The organism is Streptomyces corynorhini (genome assembly GCF_003346515.1).
Lineage (GTDB): Bacteria > Actinomycetota > Actinomycetes > Streptomycetales > Streptomycetaceae > Streptomyces > Streptomyces corynorhini.
This window is the reverse complement of sequence record NZ_QQNA01000311.1, coordinates 1-18,262: the sequence shown is the minus strand read 5'-3', so window position 1 is coordinate 18,262 and position 18,262 is coordinate 1. Positions and strand designations below refer to the sequence as shown.

Here is an 18,262-nt window from a genome sequence, read left to right as displayed (position 1 = left end):
GGTGGACCTGGGGCCGGGGAGGTGCGTTCGCGCCTCCCCGGTTCGTTGCTGTGGCGTGAGCGAGAAGAACCGTGAGGCAAGGCGGAGCGCGAGAGAGCGGCTCCAGCAGGAACGCGCCGAGTTCAAGGCGCGCGAGAAGCGCAAGCGCGGCCTGATCGTGGCGGCGTCGGCGGTCGGCGTGCTGGCCCTGGCCGGAGCGGTCGGGCTGCTCGCCGTGAACATGGGCAAGCACAAGGGCGGCGGTGGCGCGGCCGGGCCGGTGAGCGCGCCCTCCGGGGTGAACGGCAAGGACGATCTGGCGATCCCGGTGGGCGCCACGGACGCGCCGTCCACGCTCACGGTGTGGGAGGACTTCCGCTGCCCGGCCTGCGCCCAGTTCGAGAACGCGTTCCGGCCGGTGATCCACGAGCTGGAGAAGGCGGGCGAGCTGAAGGTCGAGTACCACCTCGCGACGATCATCGACGGCAACATGGGCGGTACGGGATCGGTGCGCGCGGCCAACGCCGCCGCCTGCGCCCAGGACGTCGGCAAGTTCGCCCCGTACCACGACCTGCTCTTCCGGAACCAGCCCGCGGAGACGGACGACGCCTTCGCCAAGAACAGCCGGCTGCTGGAGCTGGCGGGCACGGTGGACGGCCTGGAATCGGCGCCCGGCTTCCGCTCGTGCGTGGAGGACGGCGCGCACGACAAGTGGGTGGAGAAGTCCTCCGAGGCCTTCCGCACCGGCGGATTCTCCGGGACACCGACCGTCCTGCTCAACGGGGAGGCGGTGTTCCCGAAGAAGGGCGAGGAGAACATCACACCCGACAATCTGCGGAAATGGGTCACCGAGGCGAACAAGGGCAAGAAGGCGGGCACCGAAACCCCGTCGGCTCCCGGCTCCGCCCCCGCGTCCGAGCCGGGCGCGACGACGCCGCAGGGTACTCCGGCGGCCTGATTTCGGCGGGCGTGTCGCGGGAAAATTTGCCGGGCGGGTTGCCGTGGGCCCCGCCCGGCACTGTAGCGTCGGTTCCGCTATGGACCTTGCCTACATTCCCAGCCCGTCGACCGGAGTGCTCCATCTCGGACCACTTCCGCTGCGCGGCTACGCGTTCTCCATTCTCGTCGGGCTGTTCGTGGCCCTCTGGATCGTCAACCGCCGCTGGGTCGCCCGGGGCGGCAAACCGGGGACGACCACCGACATCGCCATCTGGGCCGTGCCGTTCGGTCTGCTGGGCGGTCGGCTCTACCACGTCATCACCGACTACGAGCTGTACTTCGGCGAGGGCCGCGACTGGGTCAACGCCTTCAAGGTCTGGGAGGGCGGCCTCGGCATCTGGGGCGCCGTCGCGCTGGGCGCCGTGGGCGCCTGGATCGGCTGCCGCCGCCGGGGCATCGCGCTGCCGCCCTACGCGGACGCGCTGGCGCCCGCCCTCGCCGTGGCCCAGGCGTTCGGCCGCTGGGGCAACTGGTTCAACCAGGAGCTGTACGGCAAGCCCACCGATCTGCCCTGGGCGCTGAAGATCAGCGCGGGGCCGAACCGGGAAGAGGGCCTCTACCACCCGACCTTCCTGTACGAGTCCCTCTGGTGCCTCGGTGTCGCGGCGCTGGTGGTCTGGGCCGACCGCCGCTTCAGGCTCGGGCACGGGCGCGCGTTCGCCCTCTACGTGGCCGCGTACTGCGTCGGAAGGTCCTGGATCGAGTACCTGCGCGTCGACGAGGCCCACCACGTGCTGGGGCTGCGCCTCAACGTGTGGACCGCGATCGTCGTCTTCACGCTCGCCGTCGTCTACTTCGTACTCTCCGCGATCAAGCGGCCGGGACGCGAGGAGATCGTCGAACCTGAGCTGTCCGGCGCGGACTCCGGCGAGGGAAAATCCGGAACGGAAGCTTCCGGAAGTGATAATTCCGCAAGCGTTGTTTCCCCTCGTGAGGATTCCAAGGATTCCGGGGACCCGAAGGTTTCCGGGGGATCCGCTAAATCCGGGAAATCCGGGAAATCGGGACCGGCGGAATCCACCGAGGTGACGGAGCCGGGAGCGGCGGCGGACTCCGCGAAGGAGCCCCTCTCCGGCGCGGCAGGGGAGGGCCACTCCTAAACCTCTTCGCACGCCGCGCGCGACGCGGTATTTTCGGCCCCCGGGGGCGTGGTGCACCAGCGCCACGCCCCCGGGGGCTGTCATATGCCGCGTCTAGGCTATTCACAGTCGATGCCTCGGCATTGCGTGTCCCGTAATGCGTTGCCGGTCATGCGAGGAGTGTTGTGCGTGTAGCTGAAAAAGACCCGGCCAGGTTGCTGTGTCAATGCGGTTGCGGGGTGCTCCAGTCGGCGGACGAAAGTCCGGACCTGGAGAGCCTCACCGACCGCGAGCGAGAAGTTCTGCTGGCGCTGGGTACGGGGGGTACGAATCGGCTGGTCGCCCGTCGGCTCGGTATCGCGGAACGGACAGTCAAAGGACATGTGGCGAGCCTGGTGTCGAAACTCGGCTTGGTGTCCCGATTGGAGGTGGTGGCGGTCGCTATTCTCCACCACCGGCGGATATGTCCGAATCCGAAATGGAATGGGACCCCTCCCTAAAGTTCCGTAGCTCTACGGGGGAACCCCTGGAAGTCTGGAGGGCGTGAGCGAACCGGGTTGCCGTGATTTCGGGCAACTGTGCACACTACGAGGGGAAAGCAGAATGAGAATGACCAGCAAGCGCGTCGCGGCCGGAGTCGCCGTGTCACTCCTGATCGCGGGCGTCGGCCCGACGGTGACCGCCTCCGCCGCACCGAGCAAGCAGGAGCAGCGCAGCGTCACCGCGGCGGCGAAGACCGACGGCGTCGCGGTGTACGAGGGGCTGTTCTTCGGGCAGGGCGCCGTCGCCAAGGCGCACCCGGACCTGGTGCTCGCCCGCGGCAAGACGGACTCGGCCGAGTCCGCCAAGGTCGCCGCCAAGGTCATCGGCACCATCGAGGCCAAGGACGCCACGTTCTTCGACCGCTTCGGCGCGGCCATGCAGAGCGGCAACGACGTGCTCGTCAACCGCGTCCTCGCCGAGGCCAACACCAAGACCGTCGCCGCGATGCGGGCCGAGTTCGGGGACCCGGTCACGGCCGACGACAACCTGGGCGCCAAGTGCGTGGTCCTCGTCCTCGTGCTGGGCGTGGGCAACGTCGTGTACTTCGTGAACGCCTACGAGTCGGCCAACGTCGCCTACCAGGTCAACTGGGTCGACAGCGCCAGCCCGAAGGCCGGGGACACCATCACCCGCGAGCGCTGGGTGCACCAGGCCGCGAGCGCGCTGCGCGCCTGACGCACGACCTGACGCGTCCGCCGCGTCGCAGCGAGACCGCATGGTGAGGCGGGGCCGGCCGTCGCCGGCGACGGCCGGCCCCGCCGTGTGAACAGGGGGAGAAATGCAGGTAACCGCGCCGGATCAGGGGAGCGGAGAGAATACCGCCCGGGAAATGCCCGCAGGCGACCGTGGGCGACTGGGACGCGTCCTGATCGCCGTCACCGTCTTCTGGATGGTGATCGGCGGCTACGTACTGCATACGCAGCTGCCGAGCAACGCCGTCGAATTGCCGGGCCAGCAGGGAATGGAGCGCACGGTCCGGGTGATGACCCCGCAGGGCTGGGCCTTCTTCACGAAGTCCCCGCGCGACGCCAAAATCACCGTCTGGTCCTCGGATTCCACGGGACGCTGGCGCAGCGCCATGCTCGCCCCGCATTCGGAACCGCGCAACGCTTTCGGCCTGAACCGGGAGTCCCGTGCGCAAGGTGTCGAGCTGGGGCAGTTGCAGGCCCACATCAGGCCCGAGACGTGGATCCCTTGCGAGGACGGGGCGCTGGCGGCCTGTCTCGCCGAGGTCGACGACCCCGTCGAAGTGAAGACGCCCGTTCCGAGTCCGCTGCTCTGCGGCCGTATCGGCGTCACTCAGCAAGAAGTCCTCCCATGGGCGTGGTCCGATTCCGAGGGAACGATGGAAATGCCGGGCAAGGTGGCGGTTCTGGACGTGACATGCTGACGAAAACAGGCGAATTCGCCGCCCGGATCGGATCGCTCTCACCGTGGTCCAACGTGTACGGCGTGGCCAGGACCCTGCTCGCCCTGGGCACCCTTTCGACGCTTCTCTTCACCTCGACCAGCGCGCTGTTCCTGCCCGCGCAGGGAGTCCCCGACTATCCCAAGTGCGACGGAGTCGCCGCCACCGGACTCTTCTGCGTCGTACCCGAATCCCAGCTCGGCACCGCCCGGCTCATCGGCATCGCCGTCCTGCTGCTCGTGGTGAGCGGCTGGCGCCCGCGCTACACCGCGATCCCGCACTGGTGGATCACCTTCAGCTTCCAGGCCAATGTGACCGCGCCCGACGGCGGCGACCAGATCAGCGCCGTCATCGCGCTGCTCCTGCTGCCCATCGCCCTCACCGACGCCCGCACCTGGCACTGGGGCCCGGCCGGTCGCACGGACCGGAGCGCGGGGACGCCGGGCTGGGCCCTGTTCGCCTGGTCGGCCGCCCTGGTCATCCGGGTGCAGGTCGCCGGGCTCTACTTCCAGTCGTCGGTCGCCAAGCTCAGCCACACCGAGTGGGCGGACGGCACCTCGCTGTTCTACTGGCTCAGGGACCCCTACTTCGGCGCGCCCGGCTGGATCGCGCCGCTGACCGACGCGATCACCCGGACCAGCCTCGGCGTCCTGGCCCTGACCTGGATGCCGCTGGTCATCGAGTTCGCGATCATGCTCGGCCTCTTCGCCAAGCGGTCCGTCCGCCCGTATCTGCTGCTCGCCGGTCTCTCCCTGCACGCCTTCATCGGCCTGCTGATGGGCCTGGGCAGCTTCGCGCTGGCCATGTTCGGCTGCCTCGTCCTGCATCTGCGACCGCTCGACCAGCCGTTCGCGTTCCCCGCCAGGATCGCGGACGCCTGGACCGGATGGCGGGCGCGGCGGCCGTCGGCCCGTACGGGTGAGGCCACGCCGCGAGGGGAAGGCCACGGGGGTGCGCGCGAGGGGCGAGACGGCGCCGAGGAGGCGGCGGGCGCCGACGGAGCGCCCGTGCCGGCCGCCCACCGCGAGGCGCTCCCCGGCCCGGCAACGGGCTGAGCCCCACCCCCGTACGCACGCACGCGCACGCGTACGGACCGCCGCGGGCCGACCCGGCCCGCACGACGAGGAACACCCGAGGAGACACCTGTGCGGATGAGTCACGGCGCACCACCACGGCCACCGGCGAGCGGCCCGGGTGATCCGCTGTGACGGTCATTCCCCTGGCGGTGGCCGCCGTCGTACTGACGGCGGCCACCGCCTCCTGGCTGCTCCGGCACCTCGCGGGCCGCGACCCGGGCTACCTCTGGCTGCTGTGCTGCGGACTCGGCTCCAGCGCCCTCGTCAACCTCGCGGTGAAGCAGCCGCTGGCACACACCGTGGCCTCGGCGGGCGGTGTCGAGGCGGAGGTCGGTCCGGCCGCGCCGCTCTGGTTCCTGGTCTTCGCCCTGCTCCTGCCGCCCGTCGCGGAGGAGGCGGTCAAGGCCGCCCCGGCGCTGCTCCCGGCGGTCCGGGCCAGGGCGCGCCGGTCCTGGCTCCTCACCGGCATCGCGCTCGGCACCGGCTACGGCATCGGCGAGGCGGGGTTCGTCGCCGGGGTGATGGCGGTCTCCGGGGACCACGCGGGCACCCCCTGGTGGCACTTCTCCTTCTTCGCCGCCGAGCGTGTCGTCGCCTCGTTCGGACACGGCGTGATGACCGCCCTGGTGCTGCGGGGTTTCTTCGCCGACCGCCCGCGCAGGCTGCTGGGCTGCCTCGCCGCCGTGGCCCTGCACGGCCTGCTGAACCTCGGCCCCTTCCTGAACCAGGTCGTCGACGTCCCTCCGGTGCTGCTCGCCCTCGGCCTGCCCGCCGGGGTCGTGGTGCCCGCCCTGGTCTTCGCCCACCTGCTGCGGCAAGGCGGTACGGGGGTCGTGCGCGCGGAGGCCGACCGGGTCTGGCGGCCCGACTGGGCGCTCGCCCCCGGGCCCGACACCGCCCGGCCACCGGATCCCGGGCCACCGGACCCCCGGCCGCGGGATCCCGGGCCCCCGGACCCCCGGCCACGGGAGTCCTGACCGGGCGGGCGGCGCCGCCGCCCGCCCGGTCACCGGCGCCGGGCCAGCGTCAGCGTCCGCCGGGCCGCCGCCACGATCGCCGCGTCCACGAAACGGCCGTCGACCAGGGCCTGTGCCCCCGCCTCCCGGGCCGCCGCCTCGATGATCTCCTCGGCCGAGGCCACCTCCTGGCGGGTCGGCCGGTACGCCTCCTCGATCACCGCGGCGGCGCCGGGGTCGCCGGGGTGGGTCCAGCCGTGCACGTCGGCGCGGATCGCGGACAGCTCCGTCGGCTCGTCGGCGGCCCGGGGGCTGGGCAGTTGGTCCAGCTCGTCCAGCAGCTCGACTGCCAGGGAGCGCAGTTGAGGCGATGCCGGACCGGCGGACGCGCCCGAGCGGACCGGCGCGGGCAGGCCGCCCGCGCGCCGCCGGCGCCGTGCGACTCCGACGCGTCCCGGCCGTCCTCCGCCGCCCGGCGCAGCTCGTGGCCGAGCAGGTCCTCCGGCTGTACCCAGGTCAGCCGACGGCCGGTCACCGCGGATCGCCGGACTGATGGGCCGTCAGTTCGGCGAACAGCGACTCGTGGGCGCGGCGCCGCAGTGTGTCGCGGTGGAAGACCTCGTACGCCACCTCGGTCAACACCCGTGCCGGAGCGCGCAGATCGGTCCTGCTCGCCTCCTCGACCCGCTGTGACCACCGCGCCGGGACCGCGCCCTCACCGCCCAGCGCTCCGGCGAGCGCGCCGCCCATCGTGGCGATCGAGTCGCAGTCCCGGCCGTAGTTGACGCAGCCGAGCACCGTACGGCGGTAGTCGCCCTCGGCGATCAGCAACATGCCGAGCGCGATGGGCAGTTCCTCGATGGAGTGCAGCCGGGAGGGGCGGCGGGCGCCCAGGGACGGGGCGCGGTAGTGCGGGCCGACCGTGTCGTACGGCGCGACCGCCTCCCGCAGCCCGCGCAGCGCCGACTCCGTGCAGCGGTGCCGGGCCGCGACCTCGCACACCGCCTCGACGGCGGCGCGCGTGCCGTCCTTCGCCAGGGACAGCGCGCTCTCCACGACGGAGGCGGGCGTGGCGCCCGGCAGGCACGCGGCGGCGACCGCCGCCGCGAACACCCCGGCCGCCTCCCGCCCGTACGACGACTGGTGGGCGCCCGCCACATCGACCGCCTCGGCGTACGCGGCGGCCGGATGGGCCGCGTTGACCAGCCCGACCGGCGCCATGTACATCGCCGCACCGCAGTTGACGATGTTCCCGCTGCCCGCCTCGCGCGGGTCCACATGGCCGTAGTGCACCCGGGCGACCAGCCACTTCTCGGCGAGGAAGATCCGGTGCAGCGGCAGTGCCTCGGTCTCCAGCTCGGGGACCCAGCGCGGGGTGGAGATCAGGTCGGGTACGAGATGGTCGGCGACCGCGTACGCGTCCAGGTGGTCGCGCACCTTCTCGTACACCCGGATCAGCGCGTGCGTCATCAGGGTGTCGTCGGTGATGTGCCCGTCGCCCTTGTGGTACGGGGCGAGGGGGCGGGCGGTGCGCCAGTCCTCGTGCCAGGGGCCGACGATGCCGGTGATCCGGCCGCCGTGCCGCTCCACGATCTGGTCGGGGGAGTACCCCTCGACCGGGCCGCCGAGCGCGTCGCCGACGGCCGCGCCGAGCAGCGCGCCGGTGATCCGGTCGGCGAGCGAGAGCGAGAGCGCGGGGGCGGTGTCCGGGCCGGGGGCCGGGGGAGTACGAAGACCGTCAGGTGGAGTGGCTGCCGGAGCCTGCGGGGGCGTCATGTCGGAATTGTCCACCCGGGGCGGCCGGTTCCGTGGCTGCCGGCAGCCCGGCGAGTTCCACCAGATCCGTGCCCGCGAGCCGGGGCAGCGCGCACCCGGCCAGGGTGCGGCAGGTCTCGCGCCCGGCGGCGGGCACCCGGCGGGCGCCGCCGAGCGCGCCGCACAGCGCGCCGGCCGGCGCGGGCGCGGAGTCCGCGACCCGGGACAGACACGCGGCGGCGGGCACCGCCCCGCTCACCCGGCTCCGGGCGGCCAGGGTCAGCGCGAGGGTGACCGGTACGGTCTCGGCCGCGGCGACGCCGTAGCTGTAGACGTGGTCCACGATCCGCCGCTCCAGGAGCGGGACCAGGGCGAAGGCGCCGTACGGTTCCCGGGCGCAGCCGTGGGCGGCGGTGACGGCGTACCGGGCGTCGCGGCCGGTCTCCGTCGCCTCCGGGAGCTGTCCGAGCGCCGCCTCGACGGCCGCCCCTGGCGCCGCCCCGGCCCCGGACCCCGCCCCGGTGTGGTCGGCGGTCGAGGTCGGCTCCATGGTGTGCCCTTTCGCGCGCCCGGTGTCACGGCATCTGTCCCACGCCGCGCTCCCGCCGAGTCCGCGAAACCCCCGCGATCACCCGGGTCGGCATCGGGTAAGTACGGCCTTCCTTGCTGGCGAGAGCGATTTTTCGTGCGTATTTTCGAACCGTCGGAAGGGTTGCGGGGGTGGCGGGCACCGGCCCGTCGAACGAGCCGGACCCGCCGTGCGAGAGGAAGAACGCGAACCATGTCGCTCATCGAGACCGAGGCGGCGCTCCACGAGGCGCACCGTGACAATCACACGCACCGCGATGTGAACGGTGGCTGGCTGCGGCCGGCGGTGTTCGGCGCGATGGACGGACTGGTCTCCAACCTCGCGCTGATGACCGGCGTCGCGGGCGGCGTGGTCTCCCCGCGGACCCTGGTGATCACCGGGCTCGCGGGCCTCGCGGCGGGCGCCTTCTCCATGGCGGCGGGCGAGTACACCTCGGTGGCCTCGCAGCGCGAGCTGGTCCAGGCCGAACTCGACGTCGAGCGGCGGGAGTTGCACAAGCATCCAGTGGACGAGATGGAGGAGCTGGCCGCGCTCTACGTCTCGCGCGGCGTCGAGCCCGCGCTGGCCCGCCAGGTGGCCGCGCAGCTGTCGAAGGACCCCGAGCAGGCGCTGGAGATCCACGCCCGCGAGGAGCTGGGCATCGACCCGGACGAGCTGCCCTCGCCGCTGGTCGCCGCCGTGTCGTCGTTCGGCTCCTTCGCCCTGGGCGCGCTGCTGCCCGTCCTGCCGTATCTGCTCGGCGCGACCACCCTGTGGCCCGCGGTGCTCCTCGCGCTGGTCGGGCTGTTCGCCTGCGGCGCGCTGGTGGCGCGGGTGACCGCGCGCAGCTGGTGGTTCAGCGGGCTGCGGCAGCTGCTCCTCGGCGGCGGGGCCGCCGCGCTCACCTACGGGCTCGGCAGCCTGTTCGGGGCGGCGCTCTGACCCCGCGGCCCCCGGGCCCGCCCTGCCCGGACCATCGCGCCGCTGACCTGCGGTGGCGCGATCGCGCCGGTCCATATCGCCCGTCCTGTGACGAACATCCCCGGGCGTTCCGGCCGACGGAGTGCGACACTGTGCCAGGCGTCCTGTATGTGACCGTTACCCGGCGGTTTCGAGTCGTTAATGGCCGGGCATGAGCTGTAGGCGCCGTGGGCAATGAGGCCCGCTCCGCCACAGCCGAACGGACGACGATCTGTCCGTCTGCGCCCTTCATCCACCGTTACGAGCGGTGTCCACATGCTGGAATGGGCTATCCACTTCCCGAGAAGCTTTCCATCATGTAACCTGCGTGAAATTTCCTGGAGGGCCAGCGTCGTCCCTCGGTAATCGCATATGCCAAGCCGAACTACGACGACGGGAGAGCCGATGCGTTCCGACGCCTGGTCGCCCATGGACGGTCGCCCCGCCCCGCAGGGTATGTACGACCCCCGTAACGAGCACGACGCCTGTGGCGTCGGATTCGTGGCCACCCTCACCGGTGTTGCCAGCCATGAGCTGGTGGAGCAGGCGCTGACCGTACTGCGCAATCTCGAACACCGCGGCGCCACCGGTTCCGAGCCCGACTCCGGCGACGGCGCCGGGATCCTCCTCCAGGTGCCGGACGCCTTCCTGCGCGAGACCGCCGGGTTCGAGCTGCCCGAGGCCGGCTCGTACGCCGTCGGCATCGGCTTCCTCCCCGCCGCCGACGCCACGGACGCCGTCTCACACATCGAGACGATCGCCGCCGAAGAGGGCCTGACCGTCCTCGGCTGGCGCGAGGTCCCGGTGGCGCCCGAGCTGCTCGGCGCCTCCGCCCGCGCCACGATGCCCGCCTTCCGCCAGCTGTTCGTGGCCGACGGCACGAGCACCGGCATCGCCCTGGACCGCAAGGCGTTCCTGCTGCGCAAGCGCGCCGAGCGTGAGGCCGGGGTCTACTTCCCCTCCCTCTCCGCGCGCACGATCGTGTACAAGGGAATGCTCACCACCGGCCAGCTGGAGCCGTTCTTCCCCGACCTCTCCGACCGCCGCTTCGCCACCGCCGTCGCACTGGTCCACTCGCGCTTCTCCACCAACACCTTCCCGAGCTGGCCGCTCGCCCACCCGTACCGCTTCGTCGCGCACAACGGCGAGATCAACACGGTCAAGGGCAACCGCAACTGGATGAAGGCACGCGAGTCCCAGCTCAGCAGCGGGCTGTTCGGCGATCCGGAGGCGCTGGAGCGGACCTTCCCGGTCTGCACTCCGGACGCCTCCGACTCGGCTTCCTTCGACGAGGTGCTCGAAGTGCTGCACCTCGGTGGACGATCACTACCGCACTCCGTGCTGATGATGATCCCTGAGGCGTGGGAGAACCACGACTCGGTGACTCCTCCCTCTCGTCAACGAGAGAGCTTCTCACTCGGCTCGGGAGAGCCTCATGACGGCCAAGCCCTGACCGCCGCCCGTGGGCAGGGGATCAACGGTACTACGGAAAGCGTCGACGCCGTTACGGCCCGTGCTGAGGCCCGGCGTGCGTTCTACCAGTTCCACGCCACGATGATGGAGCCCTGGGACGGCCCCGCCTGCGTCACCTTCACCGACGGCACCCAGATCGGCGCGGTCCTCGACCGCAATGGTCTGCGCCCGGGCCGCTACTGGGTCACCGACGAGGGTCTCGTCGTCCTCGCCTCCGAGGTCGGCGTCCTCGACATCGACCCCGCCAAGGTCGTCCGCAAGGGCCGCCTCCAGCCCGGCCGGATGTTCCTCGTGGACACCGCCGAGCACCGCATCATCGAGGACGACGAGATCAAGGCGTCCCTCGCCGCCGAGCAGCCGTACAAGGAGTGGCTGGAGACCGGCGAGATCGCGCTGTCCGACCTCCCCGAGCGCGAGCACATCGTGCACACCCACGCCTCCGTCACCCGCCGCCAGCAGACCTTCGGCTACACCGAGGAGGAGCTGCGCGTCCTGCTCGCCCCGATGGCCCGCGCCGCCGCCGAGCCGATCGGCTCCATGGGCACCGACTCGCCGATCGCCGCGCTCTCCGCCCGGCCCCGGCTGCTCTTCGACTACTTCACCCAGCTGTTCGCCCAGGTCACCAACCCGCCGCTGGACGCCATCCGCGAGGAGCTGGTCACCTCCCTGCGCTCCTCCCTCGGCCCGCAGGGCAACCTGCTGGAGCCGACCGCCGCGTCCTGTCGCAGCGTCACGCTGCCCTTCCCGGTGATCGACAACGACGAGCTGGCCAAGCTCGTCCACATAAACGCGGACGGCGACATGCCGGGCATGAAGTCCGCCACACTCTCCGGCCTCTACCGCGTCAGCGGCGGCGGCGAGGCCCTCGCCGCCCGCATTCACGAGATCTGCGCCGAGACCGACGAGGCGATCGCCAACGGCGCCCGCAACATCGTGCTCTCCGACCGGCACTCCGACGCCGAGCACGCCCCGATCCCCTCCCTGCTGCTCACCGCCGCCGTCCACCACCACCTCATCCGCACCAAGCAGCGCACCCAGGTCGGGCTGCTGGTCGAGGCCGGCGACGTCCGCGAGGTCCACCACGTCGCGCTGCTCATCGGCTACGGCGCCGCCGCCGTCAACCCGTACCTCGCCATGGAGTCCGTCGAGGACCTCGTCCGCGCCGGTACGTTCATCGAGGGCCTCGCCCCCGAGCAGGCCATCCGCAACCTGATCCACGCGCTGGGCAAGGGCGTCCTCAAGGTCATGTCCAAGATGGGCATCTCCACCGTCGCCTCCTACCGCGGCGCGCAGGTCTTCGAGGCCGTCGGCCTCGACCAGGCGTTCGTCGACGAGTACTTCAACGGCACCCCCACCAAGATCGGCGGCGCCGGACTCGACATCGTCGCCCAGGAGGTCGCCGCCCGGCACGCCAAGGGCTACCCCGCCTCCGGGATCTCCGCCAGCCACCGCAAGCTGGAGATCGGCGGCGAGTACCAGTGGCGCCGCGAGGGCGAGCCGCACCTGTTCGACCCCGAGACGGTCTTCCGCCTCCAGCACGCCACGCGCTCGCGCCGCTACGACATCTTCAAGCAGTACACGGGCCGGGTGAACGAGCAGTCCGAGCGGCTGATGACCCTGCGCGGCCTGTTCCACTTCGCCCAGGGCCGCACGCCCGTACCGCTGGACGAGGTCGAGCCCGCCTCCGAGATCGTCAGGCGCTTCTCCACCGGCGCCATGTCGTACGGCTCGATCTCGCGGGAAGCCCACGAGACCATGGCCATCGCCATGAACCAGCTCGGCGGCAAGTCCAACACCGGCGAGGGCGGCGAGGACCCGGAGCGGCTCTACGACCCCGCGCGCCGCTCCTCGATCAAGCAGGTCGCCTCCGGCCGCTTCGGCGTCACCAGCGAATACCTGGTCAACGCCGACGACATCCAGATCAAGATGGCCCAGGGCGCCAAGCCGGGCGAGGGCGGCCAGCTGCCCGGTCACAAGGTCTACCCGTGGGTGGCCAAGACCCGGCACTCCACCCCGGGCGTCGGCCTGATCTCCCCGCCGCCGCACCACGACATCTACTCCATCGAGGACCTCGCCCAGCTCATCCACGACCTCAAGAACGCCAACCCGCAGGCCCGCATCCACGTGAAGCTGGTCTCCGAGGTCGGCGTCGGCACGGTCGCCACGGGCGTCTCCAAGGCCCACGCCGACGTCGTGCTGATCTCAGGGCACGACGGCGGTACGGGCGCCTCCCCGCTCACCTCGCTCAAGCACGCGGGCGGCCCCTGGGAGCTGGGACTCGCCGAGACGCAGCAGACCCTGCTGCTCAACGGCCTGCGCGACCGCATCGTCGTACAGACCGACGGCCAGCTCAAGACCGGCCGTGACGTCGTCATCGCCGCGCTGCTGGGCGCCGAGGAGTTCGGTTTCGCGACCGCGCCGCTCGTCGTCTCCGGCTGCGTCATGATGCGCGTCTGTCACCTCGACACCTGTCCGGTCGGCATCGCCACCCAGAACCCGGTGCTGCGCGAACGCTTCTCCGGCAAGGCCGAGTACGTCGTCAACTTCTTCAACTTCATCGCAGAAGAGGTCCGCGAACTCCTCGCCGAGCTGGGCTTCCGCTCCATCGAGGAGGCCGTCGGCCACGCCGAACTCCTCGACACCGAGCGGGCCGTGAACCACTGGAAGGCGCAGGGCCTCGACCTGGCCCCGCTCTTCCACGTCCCGGAACTGCCCGAGGGCGCCCTGCGCCACCGGGCGATCGACCAGGACCACGGACTGGAGAAGGCCCTCGACAACGAGCTGATCAAGCTCGCCGCCGACGCGCTCGGCGCCGACAGCGCCGAGTCCGCCCAGCCCGTACGCGCCCAGATCGCCATCCGTAACGTCAACCGGACCGTCGGCACCATGCTCGGCAACCGGGTGACCAAGAAGTTCGGCGGCGCGGGCCTGCCCGACAACACCATCGACGTCACCTTCACCGGCTCCGCCGGCCAGTCCTTCGGCGCCTTCCTGCCGCGCGGCGTCACCCTGCGCCTGGAGGGCGACGCCAACGACTACGTCGGCAAGGGCCTGTCCGGCGGCCGGATCGTCGTACGGCCCGACCGGGGCGCCGACCACCTCGCCGAGTACTCCACCATCGCCGGAAACACCATCGGCTACGGAGCCACCGCGGGCGAGCTGTACCTGCGCGGGCGCACCGGCGAGCGCTTCTGCGTCCGCAACTCCGGCGCCACGGTCGTCTCCGAGGGCGTCGGCGACCACGGCTGCGAGTACATGACCGGCGGCCACGCCGTCGTCCTCGGCGAGACCGGCCGCAACTTCGCCGCCGGTATGTCCGGCGGGGTCGCGTACGTCATCGACCTCGACCCGGACAACGTCAACGCCGGAAACCTCGACGCCGTCGAGCCCCTCGACGACAGCGACAAGCAGTGGCTCCACGAGGTCGTGCGCCGCCACCAGGAGGAGACCGGCTCCACCGTCGCCGGCAAGCTCCTCACCGAGTGGGAGAACGCCGCCGACCGCTTCAGCAAGATCATTCCGTCCACGTACAAGGCCGTGCTCGCCGCCAAGGACGCCGCCGAGCTGGCAGGTCTCTCGGAGACCGAGACCACCGAGAAGATGATGGAGGCGGCGACCCATGGCTGACCCGAAGGGCTTCCTCACCACCCAGCGCGAAGTCGCCACGACCCGCCCCGTCGAGGAGCGTGTCAAGGACTGGAACGAGGTCTACGTTCCCGGTTCGCTGCTCCCGATCATCAGCAAGCAGGCCGGACGCTGTATGGACTGCGGCATCCCGTTCTGTCACAACGGCTGTCCGCTCGGAAACCTGATCCCCGAGTGGAACGACTACGCCTACCGCGAGGACTGGACGGCGGCGAGCGAGCGGCTGCACGCCACCAACAACTTCCCCGAGTTCACCGGGCGGCTCTGCCCCGCGCCCTGCGAGTCCGCCTGTGTCCTCGCCATCAACCAGCCCGCCGTCACCATCAAGAACGTCGAAGTCTCCATCATCGACAAGGCGTGGGACAGCGGCGACGTCACCCCGCAGCCGCCCGAGCGCCTCTCCGGCAAGACCGTCGCCGTCATCGGCTCGGGACCGGCCGGACTCGCGGCGGCCCAGCAGCTGACCCGGGCCGGTCACACGGTCGCGGTCTACGAGCGGGCCGACCGCATCGGCGGGCTGCTGCGCTACGGCATCCCCGCGTTCAAGATGGAGAAGTCGCACATCAACCGCCGTATCGAGCAGATGCGCGCGGAGGGCACCAAGTTCCGCACCGAGACCGAGATCGGCCGCGACATCACCGCGACGAAGCTGCGCAGGCGCTACGACGCCGTGGTCATCGCCGCCGGCGCCACCGTCTCGCGCGACCTGCCCGCCCCGGGCCGGGAGCTGAACGGCGTCCACTTCGCCATGGAGTACCTGCCGCTCGCCAACAAGGTGCAGGAGGGCGACCTGACCGTCGCCCCGATCACCGCCGAGGGCAAGCACGTCGTGGTCATCGGCGGCGGCGACACCGGCGCCGACTGCGTCGGTACGGCCCACCGCCAGGGCGCCGCCTCCGTCACCCAGCTGGAGATCATGCCCAGGCCCGGTGAGGAGCGCGCCGCGCACCAGCCCTGGCCGACCTTCCCGATGCTCTACAAGGTCACCTCCGCGCACGAGGAGGGCGGCGAGCGGATCTACTCCGTCTCCACCACCCACTTCGAGGGCGACGAGGACGGCAACGTCCAGGCCCTGCATCTGATCGAGGTGGAGTTCAAGGACGGCAAGCTGGAGCAGAAGGCCGGCACCGAGCGGGTCATCCCGGCCCAGCTGGTCACCCTCGCGATGGGCTTCACCGGCACCGACCGGGCCAACAGCCTGGTCGAGCAGTTCGGCCTGGAGCTGGACGCGCGCGGCAACATCGCGCGCGACGCCGACTTCGCCACCAACGTCCCGGGCGTGTACGTCGCGGGGGACGCGGGCCGCGGCCAGTCCCTCATCGTCTGGGCCATCGCCGAGGGCCGCTCGGCGGCCTCCGGTGTGGACCGCTTCCTGACGGGCGCCAGCGACCTGCCGGCCCCGATCAGGCCGACGGACCGGGCCCTGATGGCCTGATCCGTCACCTCACAGACTCCCGTACAACGGCGTACGGGCGGTATCGGTCCGGGGAGCGTCTCCCGGACCTTCCGCAGGACGCGGCGCCTGCCTCCAGTCCCCGACCGGACGACGGCAGGCGCCGTGGCATGCGGCTCCCGATTCCCAAGGCTCCCAGGATTCCCGCGGCTCTCAGGATTCCCGCGGCTCCCGCGATTCCCGCGGCTCCCGCGATTCCCGCGGCTCCCGCAGCGAGAGCGCGCCGCTCGGGCAGATGTGCACGGCCTCCCGTACCGCTTCGAGGACGTCCTCGCCCGGCCGGTCGTCCAGCACGAGCACCGTGCCCTCGTCCTCGCTCTGGTCGAACAGATCCGGCGCCGTCAGCACACACTGACCGGCGCCGACACAGCGTGTCTCGTCCGCCACGATGCGCGGCCCCGCCCCCGTGACCATGGCGTGCTCCTCGCTCCTCACCAGCTGACCGGCAGTTCGTGCAGTCCGTAGACCGAGCTGTCGTCCTTGAACGGCAGCTTCTCGACGGGCGCCGCGAGCTTCAGCCCCGGGACCCGCCGCAACAGGGTGTCGAAGACGACCTGCAGCTCCAGCCTGGCCAGGTTCTGCCCCAGGCACTGGTGCGGACCGAAGCCGAAGGCGACGTGGTTACGGGCGCCGCGCCCGATGTCCAGCTCGTCAGGGCGCGGGTAGACGGCCGGGTCGTGGTTGCCCGCGTTGCTCAGGACGAGGACCCCCTCGCCCTTGCGGATGAGCACCCCGCCCAGCTCCACGTCCACCGTGGCCGCGCGCGAGGGCACGGTGTCGACGATGGTGAACAGGCGCAGGAACTCCTCGACGGCCGCGGGGGTACGGGTGGGGTCCGAGCGCAGCGCCGCCATCTCCTCGGGGCGTTCGAGCAGCGCCAGCGTGCCCAGCGAGATCATGTTCGCGGTGGTCTCGTGGCCCGCGATGAGCAGCAGGAACGCCAGCCCCGTCAGGTCGTCGCGGTCGTACGTGCCCGCCTCGCGGTGTTTGAGGATCTGCCTGCCGAGCAGGTCGTCGGCCGGCTCCCGCTCCTTGTCCGCGATCAGGTTCCCCAGATACGTCTGCAACTCGGTCAGCGCGTGCCTCTTCTCCTCCACCGACCGGACGCGGCTGATCAGGACGGACGAGTGGAGCTGGAAGAACTCGTGGTCCGTGTACGGGACCCCCAGCTGCTCGCAGATCACCAGCGAGGGCACGGGCAGCGACAGCGACCGCACCAGATCCGCCGGCCGGGGGCCGGCCAGCATGGCGTCCAGACGCTCGTCCACGATCTGCTGGATGCGCGGCTGGAGCGCCCGCATCCGCCGCACGGTGAACTCCCCGAGCGCGGCACGCCGCGCCGGGCCGTGCTCGGGCGGATCCATGCCGATCATCGAGGGCCGGAAGGTGGTGGTGAGTTCCTCGGACCCCTTGATGAGCGTGGGGAAGCCGGGCGCGGTCCTGTTCGAGCTGAACCGGGTATCGGACAGCACCGCACGGACGTCCTGGTGCCGGCTGACCGCCCAGGCGGTGGCGCCGGTCGGCAGGGTGACCCGGGTCGGAGAGTCCTCCTCGCGCAGCCGCTCGTACTCGGCGGGCGGGGCGTAGGGGCAGGTGCGGGGGAGGGGGAGCGTCATATCGGTCCGGTCGGTCCGGTCGGTGACATCGAGTCCGTCGCTCATCGGAATCACTCCATCCAAGGCGGTGAGGCTGGGCGGGATCATCGGCGCACCTCGACGGTAACTAAGTGGAGGTTTTTCGTCCATATAGAGCTGGCAGAATCGGCCATCCCTTATATCGGCCACCCCGGGAAGGTCACGGCATGACAGAGGACTCCGCGAGGCCCTTGAGAGCCGACGCCCGGCGCAACCGCGCCCAGATCCTCGCGGCGGCCAGGCGGGTGTTCGGGGCGCGGGGAACCGACGTGCCGATGGAGGAGATCGCCCGCCACGCGGGCGTCGGCATCGGCACCCTCTACCGGCGCTTCCCCGACCGGAACTCGCTCGTCCTGGCCGTCGCACACGACAACTTCGCGCGCGTCATCACGGAGGCACGCGCGGCCTTCGCGGAGGAGGAGAGCGCCTGGAACGCCCTGGTGCGCCTGTTGCGCACCTCGCGCGAAATCCAGCTGGGCGTACAGCTCGCGGTCCTCTCCCCGGAGGCGTCGCACGCCCTGGACGCGGACCAGGAAGCCACTCGATTCCGGCGTGAACTGCTCTCGATCCTGGACAAGGTGGTGCGCGCGGCGCAGCGGGAGGGCACCCTGCGCCCGGATGTCGGCACGGGCGACGTGGCCGCGCTGCTCTCGCTGCTGCTGCGCCCGATGGGCGCCATGTCCGATCTCGTGTCCTGGCAGCTCTCGGAGCGCGCGGCGGCCCTGCTGCTCGAC

Annotated in this window: 14 protein-coding genes and 3 pseudogenes; 11 read left to right on the top strand and 6 right to left on the bottom strand. The window is 71.3% G+C overall.

Annotation, left to right across the window (positions count from 1 at the left end):
* Nucleotides 1-55: 55 nt before the first annotated feature.
* The 7 genes from DVH02_RS30270 (at nucleotide 56) to DVH02_RS30240 (ending at nucleotide 6,061) form a co-directional block, all read left to right on the top strand.
* Entirely contained in the window at nucleotides 56-937 is an 882-nt protein-coding gene (locus tag DVH02_RS30270) for a DsbA family protein (protein WP_114627046.1), read from the top strand.
* Between the two features lie 79 nt (nucleotides 938-1,016).
* Entirely contained in the window at nucleotides 1,017-2,078 is a 1,062-nt protein-coding gene (lgt, locus tag DVH02_RS30265; RefSeq protein WP_114627045.1) for a prolipoprotein diacylglyceryl transferase, read from the top strand.
* Nucleotides 2,079-2,242: 164 nt separating this feature from the next.
* Complete coding sequence (locus DVH02_RS30260; protein ID WP_114627044.1) at nucleotides 2,243-2,557, top strand: helix-turn-helix domain-containing protein; 315 nt, start codon at nucleotides 2,243-2,245, stop codon at nucleotides 2,555-2,557.
* 109 nt (nucleotides 2,558-2,666) lie between these two features.
* Complete coding sequence (locus DVH02_RS30255; protein ID WP_114627043.1) at nucleotides 2,667-3,275, top strand: hypothetical protein; 609 nt, start codon at nucleotides 2,667-2,669, stop codon at nucleotides 3,273-3,275.
* Between the two features lie 103 nt (nucleotides 3,276-3,378).
* The gene (locus tag DVH02_RS30250) at nucleotides 3,379-3,990 is read left to right on the top strand and encodes an SdpA family antimicrobial peptide system protein (RefSeq protein ID WP_114627042.1); all 612 of its coding nucleotides are present in this window, start codon (nucleotides 3,379-3,381) and stop codon (nucleotides 3,988-3,990) included.
* The gene (locus DVH02_RS30245; protein WP_158575958.1) at nucleotides 3,984-5,063 is read left to right on the top strand and encodes a sporulation-delaying protein SdpB family protein; all 1,080 of its coding nucleotides are present in this window, start codon (nucleotides 3,984-3,986) and stop codon (nucleotides 5,061-5,063) included. The genes DVH02_RS30250 and DVH02_RS30245 overlap by 7 nt, the downstream gene beginning before the upstream one ends.
* A gap of 149 nt (nucleotides 5,064-5,212) precedes the next feature.
* Nucleotides 5,213-6,061 (top strand): hypothetical protein, encoded by an 849-nt coding sequence (locus DVH02_RS30240; protein ID WP_114627040.1) that lies wholly within the window; start codon nucleotides 5,213-5,215, stop codon nucleotides 6,059-6,061.
* 29 nt (nucleotides 6,062-6,090) lie between these two features.
* Here DVH02_RS30240 and DVH02_RS30235 read toward each other — a convergent pair.
* From DVH02_RS30235 to DVH02_RS30225, 4 genes and pseudogenes are all read right to left on the bottom strand, one after another.
* Nucleotides 6,091-6,276, bottom strand: a pseudogene (locus tag DVH02_RS30235) (CoA ester lyase); the annotation flags it as partial.
* Nucleotides 6,271-6,575: pseudogene (locus DVH02_RS36530) on the bottom strand (ADP-ribosylglycohydrolase family protein); the annotation flags it as partial. The pseudogenes DVH02_RS30235 and DVH02_RS36530, both read right to left, overlap by 6 nt.
* On the bottom strand, nucleotides 6,572-7,816 hold the full coding sequence (locus DVH02_RS30230) for an ADP-ribosylglycohydrolase family protein (RefSeq protein WP_114627039.1): 1,245 nt from the start codon (nucleotides 7,814-7,816) through the stop codon (nucleotides 6,572-6,574). The gene DVH02_RS30230 and the pseudogene DVH02_RS36530, both read right to left, overlap by 4 nt.
* A pseudogene (locus tag DVH02_RS30225) lies at nucleotides 7,779-8,300 on the bottom strand (ADP-ribosylglycohydrolase family protein); the annotation flags it as partial. The pseudogene DVH02_RS30225 and the gene DVH02_RS30230, both read right to left, overlap by 38 nt.
* 276 nt (nucleotides 8,301-8,576) lie before the next feature.
* Between DVH02_RS30225 and DVH02_RS30220 the strand changes: the two are divergent.
* From DVH02_RS30220 to DVH02_RS30205, 3 genes are all read left to right on the top strand, one after another.
* Complete coding sequence (locus DVH02_RS30220) at nucleotides 8,577-9,305, top strand: VIT1/CCC1 transporter family protein (RefSeq protein WP_114627038.1); 729 nt, start codon at nucleotides 8,577-8,579, stop codon at nucleotides 9,303-9,305.
* A gap of 423 nt (nucleotides 9,306-9,728) precedes the next feature.
* Nucleotides 9,729-14,423 (top strand): glutamate synthase large subunit, encoded by a 4,695-nt coding sequence (gene gltB / locus DVH02_RS30210; protein ID WP_233518547.1) that lies wholly within the window; start codon nucleotides 9,729-9,731, stop codon nucleotides 14,421-14,423.
* On the top strand, nucleotides 14,416-15,876 hold the full coding sequence (locus tag DVH02_RS30205) for a glutamate synthase subunit beta (RefSeq protein WP_114627037.1): 1,461 nt from the start codon (nucleotides 14,416-14,418) through the stop codon (nucleotides 15,874-15,876). Before gltB ends, DVH02_RS30205 begins: the two co-directional genes overlap by 8 nt.
* Nucleotides 15,877-16,047: 171 nt before the next feature.
* Here DVH02_RS30205 and DVH02_RS30200 read toward each other — a convergent pair whose 3' ends face one another.
* Nucleotides 16,048-16,308, bottom strand: coding sequence for a ferredoxin (locus DVH02_RS30200; RefSeq protein WP_114627036.1), 261 nt, complete (start codon nucleotides 16,306-16,308; stop codon nucleotides 16,048-16,050).
* A 17-nt stretch (nucleotides 16,309-16,325) separates the two neighbouring features.
* On the bottom strand, nucleotides 16,326-17,555 hold the full coding sequence (locus DVH02_RS30195) for a cytochrome P450 (protein WP_199566469.1): 1,230 nt from the start codon (nucleotides 17,553-17,555) through the stop codon (nucleotides 16,326-16,328).
* 140 nt (nucleotides 17,556-17,695) lie between these two features.
* On the opposite strand from DVH02_RS30195, the gene DVH02_RS30190 reads away from it, so the two are divergent.
* Nucleotides 17,696-18,262: TetR/AcrR family transcriptional regulator (locus DVH02_RS30190; RefSeq protein WP_147286164.1), on the top strand; the 567-nt coding region annotated here is incomplete at its 3' end.